This window comes from Xanthomonas sp. 1678 (genome assembly GCF_031455575.1).
In the GTDB taxonomy this organism is placed as follows: domain Bacteria; phylum Pseudomonadota; class Gammaproteobacteria; order Xanthomonadales; family Xanthomonadaceae; genus Xanthomonas_A.
The window spans coordinates 564,467-578,286 of the sequence record NZ_JAVDSZ010000001.1; the positions used below are offsets into that span (position 1 = coordinate 564,467).

A 13,820-nucleotide genomic window follows, 5' to 3' on the forward strand; every position below is an offset into this window, starting at 1 on the left:
CACCGCGCCGCTTGCGCCCGGCAACGGTGCCGGCATCGCCTGCCGGCACCGCTCGCGCGAGCGTCGTGACGCTGCCCGGACTCAGTTCTGCGCCGGCGTGTTCTCTGCGAAATACTCGTGGCTGTCGGCGTTCTTCACTGCGCGCGCCGGATTGCTGGTGGCCAGGTTGCGCGCCGCGCTCTGGCCGTAGGCGTAGTCCTGGGTGCCGGCGACCACGGTGAAATGGCTCATTTCGTGGATCAGCGTGCCGGCCTTGGAGTCGGTGCCGGTGAGCGGCGCGCTCCAGAACGCGTTGCACACGTAGATCTGGTACGGCTGGTTGGCATAGACATAGGCATAGGCGCTGTCGCTGCAGCCGCAGTTGATGGTGACCTGGCCGTTGTTCTGGTCGATCGCCGCGTCGATGTTGACGAAGTTGGAGGTGGCGGTGCTGTAGCGGCTGGCGTTGTAGGCGCCGAACCAGGAGGTGTAGCGCGCGCCGGTGCTGCCGCCGTTGAGATAGGTCTTGGCGTTCTGCGAATAGGTGCGCGCCGAGTTGACCGCGCTGCCGATGGTGCTGATCTGGCTGCTGCTGCACGAGGCGTAGTTGATGCCGTTGACCACCGCCTGCGGGCCGGCCATCAGGTCGTTGCGCGTCGCGCGGCCGCGGCCGCCCAGCCACAGCGTCAGCGGCGCGCTGGAGACCGTCTGCGGCTGGCCGTCGGCGCGCAGCATCTTGTTGCCGTCGGAGAACGAGGCGTACTGCAGCGAGGCGTTGAGGTGGATGCTGTAGTTGCCGCTGCGCGACAGGTCGTAGGCGCTGCCCAGGTCGATCTGCGCATGCCGCGCTTCGCCCGGCTGCAGGATCACGAAGTCCTCCGCGCGCGGTGCGGCGCGCTTGACCAGGCGCCCGACGTAGTCGACCGCGCTGCCATCGCGCACCACCTCGAACAGGCTGGCGTCGAGTTCGCCCAGCGGCAATTCCCACCTGGGCACGCGCGCGATGCGCTCGCCGGTATTGCGCACGGTGACCGCGAGCTGGCCGCGGTGCTGGCCGTCGGCGTCGGCGACCGGCGCCAGTTCCACCTGCAACGGCGTGGCGTTGCGCGACAGCTGCGATTGCGCGGTGGCCGCCGAGATGCTGCCGACCAGGCTGAAGCCGATTGCCGCCGAGATCAGGGATGCGCGTTTCATGCAGGCTCTCTCCATTCGGAAAAGGGGGCGCCCATGCGAGGGCGTATGCAAACTAGCCCGGCATGCCGCGGGCAAGCGGCATTTGCGCGTTTGTCTGCGATTTCGTCCAGCGAAGCGGGCGCCGAATCCCACAATGCGCGTTCGCGCATGCGCTGACGGCATCGATCCGCCGCCGCGGATCCGGCGGGTGCTGCGCCGCATCGCACGGCGACGCGTGCGGTGCCGGTTTGCCGATTCGCATGCCGATCACTAGAGTCTGTCGCTTGCGCCCTGGAAGAAGGAACGTCATGCGATTGCTGTGCCTGGTGGTGGCGGTTGCACTGACTGCGCTGGCCGCGATGGCCGCTGCGCAGCCCGCGGCCCGCGAGATCGCGCTCGACGTGCAGGGGCCGACGGCGCCGCGCGACCGCTTCTACGATCTGTCGGTGGGCTCGGACTATCCGGGCACGCTGCTGCGCGAAGACAGCCTGGCGCAGCTGCGCACGGCCCGGGACGAACTGGGCTTCCGCTACCTGCGCTTCCACGCGATCTTCCACGACGTGCTCGGCACCTATCGCGAGGTCGACGGGCGCCCGGTCTACGACTGGAGCAAGATCGACCAGCTCTACGACCGCATGCTCGGCATGGGCATCCGTCCCTTCGTCGAACTGGGCTTCACCCCGGAGGCGATGAAGCGTTCCGACCAGCGGGTCTTCTACTGGAAGGGCAACACCTCGCATCCGCAGCTGGACAAGTGGAGCGCGCTGGTCGATGCCTTCGTGCGCCATGCGCGCGAACGCTACGGCGAAGAGGAAGTGCGGCGCTGGTATTTCGAGGTCTGGAACGAGCCGAATCTGGCCGGTTTCTGGGAGAACGCCGACCAGCCGGCGTACTTCGCGCTGTATGCCGCCACGGCGAAGACGATCAAGCGCATCGACCCGCAGCTCAAGGTCGGTGGGCCGTCGACGGCCGGTGCGGCCTGGGTGCCGGAATTCATCGCCCATGCGCATGCCGCCGGCACGCCGCTGGATTTCATCACCACCCATACCTACGGCGTGGACGGCGGCTTCCTGGACGAAAAGGGCGAGAGCGACACCAAGCTGTCGCCATCGCCCGATGCGGTGGTCGGCGACGTGCGCCGCGTGCGCGAGCAGATCCAGGCCTCGGCAATGCCGGGCTTGCCGCTGTACTTCACCGAGTGGAGCAGCAGTTACACGCCGCGCGATCCGGTGCACGACGCCTACCTCAGCGCGGCCTACATCCTGAGCAAGCTCAAGGCGACCGAAGGGCTGGTGCAGGGCATGAGCTACTGGACCTACAGCGACCTGTTCGAGGAGCCGGGCCCGCCGACCGCGCCGTTCCAGGGCGGCTTCGGCCTGCTCAATCCGCAGGGCATCCGCAAGCCGGCGTACTTCGCCTACAAGTACCTCAACGCGCTGGGCGAGCGGCAGCTGCGCACGACGGATGCGCAGAGCTACGCCACCTACGACGGCGGCGTGCTGAAAGTGCTGGCCTGGGACTTCGTCACCCCGCAGCAGGACAAGAGCAACCGCCCGTACTTCACCCAGGTGCTGCCGGCGGCCGCGACCGCACCGCTGCGCCTGCAATTGCGCGGACTGGCGCCGGGCGATTATGCGTTGGCGATCCGCCGCACCGGTTTCGATGCCAACGATGCGTACAGCGCGTATCTGCGCATGGGATCGCCGAAGGCGTTGAGCGCCGAGCAACTGCGCAAGCTGCAGGGCATGACCGCCGATACGCCAGAGCTGCGCCGCGTGCGCGTGGGCAAGGACGGCAATGCGCAGGTGAAGGTTGCGATGCGCGCCAACGATGTGGTGCTGGTGGAGTTGAGTCCGCATTAGCGGTATCGCTCTGCACTGTTCGCAGGTATGCCCGCTTTTGTAGGAGCGGCTTCAGCCGCGACAGGCATTGTCGGTAACGCCTGTCGCGGCTGAAGCCGCTCCTACAGGGGAGGGGGCCTCGCCCGATTCGGTCAGTGCGAGCGGTCCACCGCCAGCCGTGCCAGCGCCGCCAGCGCGTCGGCGCGGGGGCCGTGGCCGTGCAGGCTGTCGCGCATCGTTGCCGCCAGTTCGGCCAGCTTGGCCTTGGCGCCGTCCATGCCGAGCAGCGCCGGATACGTGGACTTGGCCTGCGCCGCATCCTTGCCGGCGGTCTTGCCGAGCTGTTCGGAACTGGCCTCGACATCGAGAATGTCGTCGCGCACCTGGAACGCCAGGCCCAGCGCCGTGGCGAAGGCGTCCAGCCGCGCGAGCGCGCCGTCGTCGGCGCCGCCGCCGAGCGCGCCCAGGCGCACGCTGGCGCGGATCAGCGCGCCGGTCTTCAGCGCATGCATGCGCTCCAGCGCGGCCAGCGGCTGCACCGCGCCGGTGGCGTCGATGTCCAGCGCCTGGCCGCCGCACATGCCGGCCGCGCCCGCGGCCTCGGCCAGGGTCTGCAGCCAGCGCACGCGCAATGCCGCATCGGCAGCGTCGGCGCCGGCCAACAGCGAGAAGGCCAGGCTCTGCAGCGCATCGCCGGCCAGGATCGCGGTGGCTTCGTCGAAGGCGATGTGCACGGTCGGGCGGCCGCGGCGCAGGGCGTCGTCGTCCATCGCCGGCAGGTCGTCGTGGACCAGCGAGTAGGCGTGGATCAGTTCCACCGCCAGCGCCGGCGCATCGAGCTGCGCTGCATCGGCCTCGAACAACGCGCCGCTGGCGTAGACCAGCAGCGGGCGCATGCGTTTGCCGCCGCCGAGGGTGGCGTGACGCATGGCTGCGTGCAGGCGCTGCGGCGCGGCCGTGGCGGCGGGCAGGTGCGCATCCAGGCCGGCTTCCACGCGCTGGCGCCAGCGCGCGAAGGCGGCATCAGCCGCCATGGAGCGGGGCGGGATCGAACGGCTCGGCGGCGTCCGGCTGCTCCGGGTCGCTGAGCAGGCGCACGCGCAGTTCGGCCTGTTCCAGCGCCTGTTGGCACTGCCGATACAGGCCGACGCCGCGCTCGTAGGCGCTCAGCGACTGTTCCAGGCTCAGGTCGCCGGTTTCCATCTTCTCCACCAGCACTTCCAGCTCCTCGAGCGATTGCTCGAAGCGGGCGACCGGGGAGGCATCGTCTAGGGACTTCTTGGGCATCGCGGAAGTGTGCGCGGCGTCGGCGGCAGGGTCAATGCGAGGCAGGTGACGATGGCGTCGCGGCGGCGCCGAGCAGCAGCCGCGCACGCCGCGCCTGCAGCCAGGCGTGCAGCGGTGCGGCGACGAGGTCGGTGCCGGCCGCCAGCAGCCGATCGCCCTCGAACAGCAAGGGCAGGCGCGCGCGCTGCCAGGGCGGGACCGCGTGTTCCTGCAGCAGGTGCTTGAGCGCCTGCGAGTGGCTGCGGCCGGGCAGCACGATGCGTTCGCCGCCCTGGCGCAGACGCACCAAAAGCGGGGCATCGAAGCCCAGCGGCGCGGCGCCGCACAGGCGCAGGCGGCGGCCGTCGGGCAGCGCCAGCGGCGCGTGGCCGTCCCACTGCGCCTGCCAGTCGGCGGGCAGCGGCAGCGGATCGCGTTCTGCGTACAGCGCGTCGCGCCAGCTGCGCAGCGTCGCGCCGTGCCAGGCGAACTGCGCGGACGCGTCGGCACGTGCGTGCAGCAGGCTGCGTTCGACCGCCGCCAGGCCGGCGGCCGGCAGCGGCGGCAGGCCCGCCTGCGCGATCCAGCGGCGCAGCACGCGCGCGCGGCGCGGCGCCGGCAGCGCGCGCAGACCGGGCAGCGGCAACGGCGCCGCAGGGTCGTCGCGCAGCGCCTCCAGCGCGGCCTGGTCGCCGTCGTCCAGCAGGGCGCCTGCCTCGCCGCACAGCTGCGCGCTGCGCGCCAGCGCGGCATCGGCATGCGGCCACCGCTGGCGCAGCAGCGGCAGCACGTGCAGGCGCAGGAAATTGCGGTCGAAGCCCGGATCGGCGTTGCTCGGGTCGTCGATCCAGCGCAGCGCATGCCGCTGCGCATACGCATGCAGATCGCTGCGCGGCAGCGCCAGCAGCGGCCGCCACAGCATGCCGTGGGCGAAACTGCGCAGGCTCTGCATCGCCGCCAGCCCGTCCGGGCCGGAGGCACGCAGCGCACGCAACAGGAAGGTCTCGGCCTGGTCGTCGCGGTGCTGCGCCAACGCCAGCCACTCGCCGGCGGCCAGCGCCTGGGCGAAGGCCGCGCGCCGCGCCTGCCGCGCCGCCGCTTCCAGGCCGTGGCCGCTGTCGCGCGGCACCTGTACGCGCAGCACCTGCAGCGGGATCGCCAGCGCCGCGCAGACCGCGGCGCATTGCGCGGCCCAGGCATCGGCGTCGGCGTGCAGGCCGTGGTGCACGTGCACCGCGCGCAGCCCGGCGCGGCGGTAGTGCGGCTGCTGCGCCAGCGCATGCAGCAGCACGCTCGAATCCAGCCCGCCGCTGACACCCACCAGCACCGCCGCCGGCGCCGGATCGGGCAGGGCGGCGCTCACGGGGCAGGGCGGTGCGCTGTGGGAACGGGCGGTCATCGCGTCACTTTAGAGGCTGGCGCCGGTCGGCGCGATTGGGAGCATGCCGGGTGCGCCGCGGCGCGTGCGGTACGACGCGACCTGCATGCGGATCGCGTGCGGGGGCCACGCGCTGTGTCTGTGCCGTGCACGACGTGTCGCGCGGGGCGCGTCGCCCATCTGGCGGTGCGGCAATGCGCGCGCGACCTGGCATAGGCCCGCCAGAGTACGGCGTGGAGCGGAGCACGGCGGTGCGTGGGTGCGCGTGCGTAGAAGATCCATCGCCGCGCTGCGTGCGTGTCGCATCTCGACCGCCGGTCATTGCGCAACGCACCGAACCGCGGCGAGCAGGTCCACAGGTTCAGGAGTGGGATGGAAGCAAGCGGCTATGCATGCCGAAGATCCATCGCCGCGCCGTGCGTGTCGCATCTCGACCATCGGTCATTGCGCAACGCACCGAACCGCGGCGAGCAGGCCCACAGGTTCAGGAGTGGGATGGAAGCAAGCGGCTGTGCGCGCCGAAGATCCGTTGCCGCCCACGCCGCACGCGTGGCTATGCGCTGACGCGACAGCGCACAGCCTGCGCATGCCGCCGCGTCGCTCAGCGCGCCGGTTCGGGCACTTCGCGGTTGCCGCGGTCGATGAAGTACCAGCGCCCGCCGAGCATCGGGGTGTGCCCGTCGAGCCCGGGCGTGCCGCGATGGCAGCCGTCGCAGACCTGCGCCACGCCGTTCTCGAACGGCCAGGCGAAGTCGTGGACCGGCGCGATCACTTCGCGCAACTGCTGGTCGTAGAAGCCGATGCGGCCATGGAAGATGCCGCGGGTCAGGCCTTCGACGAAATAGTCCGGCCCGTTGTCCCAGAGGATCACCGGCAGGCTGCTGCCGTCGGCGCGCACGTAATAGAACTGGTCGTTCACGGTCAGCACGGACAGGCCGTCGGCATCGAACTGCAGGCCCCGCAGTGCCTGTGGCGACAGCGCCAGGCGCCCGTCGGCGCCGACGCTGCAGCCGGGCACGACGTCCCTGTCGGCGTTCGGATCGGCCAGCCGGCAGGCGGCGTCGGCCTGCGCCCAGGCGGACGGCGCCGCGGCGATCGCCGCCAGCGCGAGCAGCCAGGCTGCGCCGCGCCCGACGACCGTGCGCTGCGGCCGTATCGCCGTCATTTCGCGGTTGCGGCGTCGGCCATGAACGCGGCCGGCTTCGGCAGCTGCACCGGCACGCCATCGCCGTTGCAGGTGCCGGCCTGGCACAGGCGGCTGCGCAGCTTCGGCGTGGCCTGCACGATCACGTGGTAGATCACGTTCTCTTCCAGGCTGCCGCGGAACGCGTCGCTGCCGGGCCCGCGCGCCCAGATGCCGACGTCGTCGCCGCCATGGGTCTCGGACTTGGTCGGCACCAGCGCTTCCTGCATGAAATCCGGCTGCTCGGTGTCGACATGGGTCAGGTCGGGGCGGCCCTTGGCCGGCTCGAAGCTGCTCGGCGCATGCGGGAACTGCTTGATCCCGGCCGGCTGCTGGTTGCTGGCGCCGGTGTGGCCGGGGCCGTTGGCGTAGCTGAGCGTGGCGTACGGCTGGCCGTTGCCGTCCAGCGCCAGTTCGCCGGTGTTGGCGTCTTCGCCGCTGGTGCCGCGCACCTTGCCCAGGATCGGGTTGCCGCGCTGCGGGTAGCCGACGAAGTTCAGCGTGTGCGAGTGGTCGGCGGTGACCACGATCAGCGTGTCCTCGGCCGAGGTCGCGTCCACCGCGGCCTGCACCGCCTGCGACAGGGCGATGGTCTCGTCCAGCGCGCGGTAGGCATTGCCGGCGTGGTGGGCGTGGTCGATGCGGCCGCCTTCGACCATCAGCACGTAGCCGTCGTTGCCGCGCGACAGGGTGCGGATCGCGGCGCGGGTCATCTCGGCCAGGCTCGGGTCGCCGCCGGCGCCCTGGTCGCGGTCGTGGTCGAACTGCATGTGGTCCGGCTCGAACAGGCCGAGCAGCGCCGGCGCGTTCTGCGCCGCTTCCAGCTGGCCGCGGTTCCAGGCGTAGGCGCCCTGCGGGTGGCGCTGGCGCCATTCGCCGACCAGGTCGCGGCCGTCCAGGCGCAGGCCGACCTTGTCGTCGTATTCCGGGTCGCGCTGCTCGACGGTGGTGAACTGGCTGCGGCCGCCGGCCAGCATCACCTGCGGGCCGCGGCCGAAGCGCGCGCCCATCATCTGCTGGGCGATGTCGCGGCAGCCTTCGGCCACCGCTTTCTCCGGCAGGTCGGTATCGCTTTCCCAGTTGCGTTCGGGCACGTGCGTGTAGGTCGCGGCGGGCGTGGCGTGGGTCAGTCGGGTGGTGGTGACGATGCCGGTGTTCAGGCCGGCGCTGTCGGCCAGTTCCAGCCAGGTCAGCAACTGCTTGCCGAGGCTGTCGGCGCAGGCGTCGCGCTTGCCGGCGGACACGCCGATCGCGCCCATGTGGGTCTTCACCCCGGTGGTGATCGAGGTCATGGTGCCGGCCGAGTCCGGGGTCTGCGAATCGGTGTTGTAGGTCTTGCTCAGCGCGGTGGCCGGGAACGCTTCCCACGACAACTGGTTCTCCTCGCCGGAGGCGCCCTTGCGCTGGCCGTCGAGGATGCGCGCGGCGGCGACCGTGGTCAGGCTCATGCCGTCGCCGAGGAACAGGATCACGTTCTTGGCCTTGCCGCGCATCGCGCCGTTGTTGGCAGCCTTGGCCGCGCCGCTGCGGTACCACCAGTCCGGGGTCTCGCCACTGGGATGGGCGACGGCGGGCACCTGGATCGGGGCGATGGCGGCAGCGGAGGGAGCGCGCGGCGCGCTGGCGCAGGCCGCCAGCAGCAGGGTGGAGGCGGCGGCGAAGGCGGGAACGAGGTAGCGCATACGAAAAGCGGGCCCTGGGCACGAAGTCCCACGCATTATGCCGGCTGCGACAAGGCACGCCGATGACATCGCGCCTTTCCAGCCATGGCGTCGTCGCCCGCGTCGCCTTGCGCTATGGTGCGGGATCTTGGATTTTTTGTGGACAGTCTCGATGAAACTGGTGACCGCCTGGTTGCGCATTCCGTTCTGGCAGCGTGTGGTGGCCGGCTTCGTGCTCGGTGCGCTGGCCGGCTGGGCGATGGGGCCGGCCGCGGAGACCTGGTTCGGGCCGCTGGGCGACCTGTACGTGACCCTGATCAAGATGATCGCGGTGCCGCTGGTGTTCTTTGCGGTGATCAATGCGATCTCCTCGCTGCACGGCCAGCAGTCGGTGGCCAAGCTGGGTGGGCGCACCTTCCTGTGGTTCGTGCTCACCGCGGCGCTGGCGGTCGGCGTCGGTCTGGCAGTGGGCACGTTGCTGCAGCCCGGCGCCGGCCACTTCGGCCTGAGCGTGGACAGCGCATGGAAGCCGCGCGACGTGCCCAGCCCGATCCAGGTGCTGCTGGACGTGGTGCCGTCCAACCCGTTCTACGCGCTGACCGGCATCGGCACCAAAACCAATGCCGCTGGCGAGACGGTGCTGGCCGCCGGACGCGGCTCGATCCTGCCGGTGATCTTCTTCGCCGCGCTGCTCGGCTTTGCGATGGTCAAGCTCGGCGAGCGCGTGGCGCAGGCGCGGCAGCTGACCGCGCAGATGAGCGACATCATGATCCAGGTCACCCGCTTCGTGCTGGAGATGACCCCGCTCGGCACCTTCGGCCTGATCGCCGGCCTGGTCGGTACCTACGGCTTCGAGAAACTGCTGCCGTTCGGCAACTTCGTGCTGGCGCTGTACCTGGCCTGCGCGATCCACATTGTGGTGGTGTACGGCGGCCTGCTGCTGGCGCACGGGCTGAACCCGTGGAAGTTCTTCCGCGGCGCCGCGCCGGGCATGCAGGTGGCCTTCGTCAGTTCCTCCAGCTTCGCCGCGATGCCGGTGGCGATGCGCTCGATCACCCACAACCTGGGCGTCAACAAGGACTACGCCGCGTTCGCGGTGCCGCTGGGCGCCAGCATCAAGATGGACGGCTGCGGCGCGATCTTCCCGGCGCTGTGCGCGGTGTTCATCGCCCAGTACACCGGGGTGCCGCTGACCGGCAACCAGTATTTCGTGGTGCTGATCGCCTCGGTGCTGGGCAGTTTCGGCACCGCCGGCGTGCCCGGCACCGCGGTGGTGATGGCCACGGTGGTGCTGAGCGCGGCCAACCTGCCGCTGGAAGTGATCGGCTACCTGTACGCGATCGACCGCATCCTGGACATGATGCGCACCATGACCAACGTCACCGGGCAGATGCTGGTGCCGGTGCTGGTAGCCAAGGAGACCGGCCTGCTCGACCGTAGCGTGTACGAGGCGGCGTCGAGCAACGTCGGCCTGGAAGATCCGCCTGCCGACGGATCCGGCCAGATGCGTTGATGTTCCGGTGAGCACGTCCGCGACCAGCTTGCGCGAACAGCTGCAACAGCTTCCCGGGCTGACGCCGATCGATGGCGTGCTGGTGCAGCAGGCGCTCGCCGCCGATCCGTTCGAGCGCCAGTACCTCGCGGTCCGGCAGCAGGAAGGCCGCGTCTACAGCGACGCGCAGGTACGCACGCTGCCGCATCCCGGCGGGGCGCTGGCCGCGAGCCACGAGTGGCGGGTGCGCGCCGAGTCGTGCCGGCGCCTGCTGCGCCACCTGCAGGCGCGCGGCGGCGGCGGGCCGCTGCTCGAACTGGGCTGCGGCAACGGCTGGCTGTCGCAGCGGCTGGCCGACGGCTTGCAGCGCGAGGTCTGCGGCGTCGACGTCAATCGCACCGAACTGGCGCAGGCCGCGCGCGTGTTCGCGGCCAGTCCGCGCCTGAGCTTCGTCGCCGGCGACATCCATACGCTGCCGCTGCCGCCGCAGCGCTTCGATGTGGTCGTGCTGCCGGCCTGCATCCAGTATTTCGCCGACCCGCGCGCGCTGATCGTGCGCCTGCTCGGCCTGCTGCAGCACGATGGCGAACTGCACGTGATCGACAGTCCGTTCTATGCCGACGCCGCGCTGGCCCAGGCCAGTGCCGCGCGCAGCCTGCGCTACTTCAGCGGCTTGGGCTGTGCGGAGCTGGCCAGCCAGTACCACCAGCACACCTGGGCCGCGCTCGACGGCATCGCGCTGCGCATGTTGTTCGATCCGCGCAGCCTGCGCGCCCGTTGCCTGCGCGCGCTGCGTCGGCCGCAGCCGCACTTTCCGTGGCTGTGCATCCGCAAGCGCGACAACCCGGGACTGGCGGCTGCCTAGGCCGTCGCGATCGCGCGGCGGGGCTGCCCGGCGAGGCGAGGGCGCTCGCCACTGACTGCTCCTGCGCGGCGCCGTCGCTGGCCCTGAACCGCCGATCCGTGCGTTGCGGCGCTGCGGCGCCTGCAGCGCCGGTACGTGGCAGACTTCAGCTTCTTTCTCTCCCTGGAGCCCCGATGAGCGGCACGCAACGCGAACTGACCTTCCGCTTCCTGGCCGAGCCGATCGACGTCAACTACGGCGGCAAGGTCCACGGCGGCGTGGTGATGAAGTGGATCGACCAGGTCGGCTACGCCGCGGCGGTGGGCTGGAGCGGGCGCTACAGCGTGACCGTGGCGGTGGGCGGGATCCGCTTCGTCTCGCCGATCCGGATCAGCGACATGGTCACGGTCAGCGCCAAGCTGGTCTATACCGGCAGCACCAGCATGCATTTCGCGATCGACGTGCGCGCGCGCGACCCGATGGGCGGCGACTCGCGGCTGTGCACCCATTGCATCATCGTGTTCGTGGCCCTGGACGGGGTGGAAGGCAAGCCGACGCCGGTGCCGTCGTGGCAGCCGGACACGCCGGAGGACCACCGCCTGGCCGAGTACGCGCTGAAGGTGATGGAACTGAGCAAGGGGATCGAGGACACCATCTCGCACTACCAGGCCTGAGCTGGCACTGGCCGCGGACGGCCCACCGGCACGACCGCGGACGCGGGCCGGCACGCCGCAACGAAAAAGGCCGCTGTCCCCAGCGGCCTTTCGCTTGCCTGGCGTGTGCCCGCGGCGTGCTTACATCGCCACGCGCCGCGCCTGCAGGAACTTGGCGCTCCAGTAGCCGGTCGCCAGCGTGTCCACGCGCACGTCCTTGCCGCGGCTCGGCGCGTGCAGGAAGCGGCCTTCGCCGACGTACAGGCCGACATGGTCGACCCGGCCCTTGCGGCCGAAGAACACCAGGTCGCCCGGCGCCAGCGCGGCGCGGTCCTTGATCAGCTCGGCGTTGGCCTCGCGCGCCATCTCGCGCGACACGCGCGGCAGCTCGATACCCAGCGCGGTGCGGAACACGTAGCCGACCAGGCCGCTGCAATCGAAGCCTTCGGTGTCCTCGCCGCCCCAGCGGTAGGGCGTGCCGAGCAGCGCCATGGCGCGCTTGAGCACCGACTGGACCTTGTCGCCGCCCGGCACCACGCCTTCGCGCAGCGGCGCCTGGGACACGTCGTAGTTGGCCAGCAGGCGGCTGATGTCGCCAGCGAACATCGCCGAGCGGTCCATCAACGGAATGGTGTCGTTGGCGGCCAGATGCGGGAGCAGGGCGGCCAGGGTGGCGGTCGCGGCGGCATCGGCCTTGCTGCGGGCCGGGGCCTGCGCCTGGGCGGAGGCGGCGACCGGCTTGGCGGTCGCGGGCTGTGCGGCGTTGGGATTGGTGCTGATGGTGCTGGTGGTCGCTTGCGCCGGCGCGGCGGCAGCGATGGCTTCGGGAATCACGATGTCGGCGGGAGCCGACTGGGCCAGGGCCGGAACGGCCGACAGGCAGAGCGAGGCGGTGCAGATGAGGCGGAAGGCGGCCCGGCGGGGGACGGTGGTCTTGCCTGGAGAGGTCTTGGCTTCAGTCGTCACGCGTTGATCACAAATTCAAACGATGGGCGATCATGCCCTGTAGACGGCAAGACGAAGTTCAAATAGCGTTAATATTTCGTAATTATGAATGTGAGCGCAACCACAATTCAGTGCAGGACCCGCTTGGCGCCGGTGTAGTGGTCGCGCCAGTAGGCTCCATCCAGGAAGTCCAGGCGCACCGTTCCGCCGCTGCTCGGGGCATGCACGAAGCGGCCCTCGCCGACATAGATGCCGACATGGCTGACGCTGCCGGCGCTGCCGAAGAACACCAGGTCGCCGGTGCTCAGGCGCTGCGGATCGATCCGCGGACCCTGCACCGCGGCCAGCTCGCGCGAGGTCCGCGGCAGTTGCAGGTCGAGCGTGTCGCGATAGACGTAGGCGACCAGGCCGCTGCAGTCGAAACCGGATTCGGGGGTGTTGCCGCCGTAACGGTAGGGCGTGCCGACCAGGCCCAGCGCGCGCATCAGCACCGCGTTGGCCGCGGCCGGATCGGCCGGCACCACCTGCGGCCAGTTACGCATCGCCGCCGGCGGCGGCCGCGACGGACGCACCTCCTGGCGGCCGCAGGCGGCCAGCACGGTGATGCACAGCAGGGCGGTCCAGGACGCAAGACGGCGGCGCGCGGCGGGTGAAACTGGCTTGTTGTGCATGGAGCCCGGATAATGCGCGACCTCAGATGGCCGCCATCATGGCGGCGCTCCCGGCGGCCGACAAGCCGTCCACACCGTCTGCCTTCGGCAGCCACAGCGCAGAGTTGCACATGAAGATCGAAAAAGACCGCGTCGTCCGTTTCCACTACACCGTCTCGGAAGCCGGCCAGGCGCCGATCGAAACCTCCAAGGACCGCGATCCGCTGGTGATCCTGGTCGGCCACGGCAACATCATCCCGGGCCTGGAGAACGCGATGCTGGACAAGGAAGCCGGTGCGAGCTTCGGCGTCGACGTGGCCGCCACCGATGCCTACGGTGAATACCGCGAAGGCCTGACCCAGCGGGTGCCGAAGAAGCATTTCGGTGCGACCAAGCTGCAGCCGGGCAGCCAGGTGGTGTTGCAGACCAACTTCGGCCCGCGCGCGGTGACCGTGCAGAAGGTCGGCATGAGCGTGGTCGACGTCGACCTCAACCACCCGATGGCCGGCAAGGACCTGCATTTCGACGTGGAGATCATCGACGTGCGCGAGGCCAGCGCCGAAGAAATCGAGCACGGCCACGTGCACGGCGATGGCGGCCACCACCATTGAGTGAGCGCGGCGCGGCTCCCGTCCTCGGGAGCCGTGCCTGCCGCGCGGCGGCGCGCTGCGTCGCGACCGCTGCCTGATCGGCGTCGCCGGGCGGCGCCGCGGCGGTCGCCGTTCGCGCCCGCCCCTGTCCTTCGCGCAGTGCGC

General features: G+C 70.5%; 13 protein-coding genes. 5 read left to right on the top strand and 8 right to left on the bottom strand.

What is annotated here, in order from left to right; all coding sequences use genetic code 11:
• Window positions 1–81: 81 nt before the first annotated feature.
• Window positions 82–1,173 (bottom strand): M35 family metallo-endopeptidase, encoded by a 1,092-nt coding sequence (locus J2Y70_RS02545; RefSeq protein WP_309912864.1) that lies wholly within the window; start codon window positions 1,171–1,173, stop codon window positions 82–84.
• A 287-nt stretch (window positions 1,174–1,460) separates the two neighbouring features.
• Between J2Y70_RS02545 and J2Y70_RS02550 the strand changes: the two genes are divergently transcribed.
• Entirely contained in the window at window positions 1,461–3,014 is a 1,554-nt protein-coding gene (locus J2Y70_RS02550) for a beta-xylosidase (protein ID WP_309912867.1), read from the top strand.
• A 131-nt stretch (window positions 3,015–3,145) separates the two neighbouring features.
• Here J2Y70_RS02550 and J2Y70_RS02555 read toward each other — a convergent pair whose 3' ends face one another.
• The 5 genes from J2Y70_RS02555 to J2Y70_RS02575 form a co-directional block, all read right to left on the bottom strand.
• Window positions 3,146–4,027 carry a farnesyl diphosphate synthase gene (locus tag J2Y70_RS02555; protein ID WP_309912870.1) on the bottom strand — a complete coding sequence of 294 codons (882 nt, stop codon included), beginning with the start codon at window positions 4,025–4,027 and terminating at the stop codon, window positions 3,146–3,148.
• Window positions 4,017–4,280 (bottom strand): exodeoxyribonuclease VII small subunit, encoded by a 264-nt coding sequence (locus J2Y70_RS02560; protein WP_263397821.1) that lies wholly within the window; start codon window positions 4,278–4,280, stop codon window positions 4,017–4,019. Before J2Y70_RS02560 ends, J2Y70_RS02555 begins: the two co-directional genes overlap by 11 nt.
• Window positions 4,281–4,311: 31 nt before the next feature.
• Window positions 4,312–5,622 carry a tRNA lysidine(34) synthetase TilS gene (gene tilS / locus J2Y70_RS02565; RefSeq protein WP_309912875.1) on the bottom strand — a complete coding sequence of 437 codons (1,311 nt, stop codon included), beginning with the start codon at window positions 5,620–5,622 and terminating at the stop codon, window positions 4,312–4,314.
• A 616-nt stretch (window positions 5,623–6,238) separates the two neighbouring features.
• Window positions 6,239–6,802: a WG repeat-containing protein gene (locus tag J2Y70_RS02570; protein ID WP_309912880.1), complete on the bottom strand. Its 564-nt coding sequence runs from the start codon at window positions 6,800–6,802 to the stop codon at window positions 6,239–6,241.
• On the bottom strand, window positions 6,799–8,502 hold the full coding sequence (locus tag J2Y70_RS02575; RefSeq protein WP_263397824.1) for an alkaline phosphatase: 1,704 nt from the start codon (window positions 8,500–8,502) through the stop codon (window positions 6,799–6,801). Before J2Y70_RS02575 ends, J2Y70_RS02570 begins: the two co-directional genes overlap by 4 nt.
• Before the next feature lie 151 nt (window positions 8,503–8,653).
• Between J2Y70_RS02575 and J2Y70_RS02580 the strand changes: the two genes are divergently transcribed.
• From J2Y70_RS02580 to J2Y70_RS02590, 3 genes are all read left to right on the top strand, one after another.
• Window positions 8,654–9,994 (top strand): dicarboxylate/amino acid:cation symporter, encoded by a 1,341-nt coding sequence (locus J2Y70_RS02580; protein ID WP_263397825.1) that lies wholly within the window; start codon window positions 8,654–8,656, stop codon window positions 9,992–9,994.
• A 7-nt stretch (window positions 9,995–10,001) separates the two neighbouring features.
• Window positions 10,002–10,838, top strand: coding sequence for a class I SAM-dependent methyltransferase (locus tag J2Y70_RS02585; protein WP_309912884.1), 837 nt, complete (start codon window positions 10,002–10,004; stop codon window positions 10,836–10,838).
• A 173-nt stretch (window positions 10,839–11,011) separates the two neighbouring features.
• On the top strand, window positions 11,012–11,491 hold the full coding sequence (locus J2Y70_RS02590; RefSeq protein ID WP_309912887.1) for an acyl-CoA thioesterase: 480 nt from the start codon (window positions 11,012–11,014) through the stop codon (window positions 11,489–11,491).
• Window positions 11,492–11,611: 120 nt separating this feature from the next.
• Here J2Y70_RS02590 and J2Y70_RS02595 read toward each other — a convergent pair whose 3' ends face one another.
• Entirely contained in the window at window positions 11,612–12,436 is an 825-nt protein-coding gene (locus J2Y70_RS02595) for a C40 family peptidase (RefSeq protein WP_263397827.1), read from the bottom strand.
• Window positions 12,437–12,543: 107 nt separating this feature from the next.
• Window positions 12,544–13,086, bottom strand: coding sequence for a C40 family peptidase (locus tag J2Y70_RS02600; protein WP_309912890.1), 543 nt, complete (start codon window positions 13,084–13,086; stop codon window positions 12,544–12,546).
• A 110-nt stretch (window positions 13,087–13,196) separates the two neighbouring features.
• Between J2Y70_RS02600 and J2Y70_RS02605 the strand changes: the two genes are divergently transcribed.
• Window positions 13,197–13,676, top strand: a complete 480-nt coding sequence (locus J2Y70_RS02605; protein ID WP_263397829.1) for a peptidylprolyl isomerase — start codon at window positions 13,197–13,199, stop codon at window positions 13,674–13,676.
• Window positions 13,677–13,820 lie beyond the last annotated feature (144 nt).

Bases quoted from the DNA above. Each gene is read 5' to 3' on its own strand.
- J2Y70_RS02545 (WP_309912864.1), bottom strand. From the start codon at position 1,173: ATGAAACGCGCATCCCTGATCTCGGCGGCAATCGGCTTCAGCCTGGTC.
- J2Y70_RS02550 (WP_309912867.1), top strand. From the start codon at position 1,461: ATGCGATTGCTGTGCCTGGTGGTGGCGGTTGCACTGACTGCGCTGGCC.
- J2Y70_RS02555 (WP_309912870.1), bottom strand. From the start codon at position 4,027: ATGGCGGCTGATGCCGCCTTCGCGCGCTGGCGCCAGCGCGTGGAAGCC.
- J2Y70_RS02560 (WP_263397821.1), bottom strand. From the start codon at position 4,280: ATGCCCAAGAAGTCCCTAGACGATGCCTCCCCGGTCGCCCGCTTCGAG.
- J2Y70_RS02570 (WP_309912880.1), bottom strand. From the start codon at position 6,802: ATGACGGCGATACGGCCGCAGCGCACGGTCGTCGGGCGCGGCGCAGCC.
- J2Y70_RS02575 (WP_263397824.1), bottom strand. From the start codon at position 8,502: ATGCGCTACCTCGTTCCCGCCTTCGCCGCCGCCTCCACCCTGCTGCTG.
- J2Y70_RS02580 (WP_263397825.1), top strand. From the start codon at position 8,654: ATGAAACTGGTGACCGCCTGGTTGCGCATTCCGTTCTGGCAGCGTGTG.
- J2Y70_RS02590 (WP_309912887.1), top strand. From the start codon at position 11,012: ATGAGCGGCACGCAACGCGAACTGACCTTCCGCTTCCTGGCCGAGCCG.
- J2Y70_RS02600 (WP_309912890.1), bottom strand. From the start codon at position 13,086: ATGCACAACAAGCCAGTTTCACCCGCCGCGCGCCGCCGTCTTGCGTCC.
- J2Y70_RS02605 (WP_263397829.1), top strand. From the start codon at position 13,197: ATGAAGATCGAAAAAGACCGCGTCGTCCGTTTCCACTACACCGTCTCG.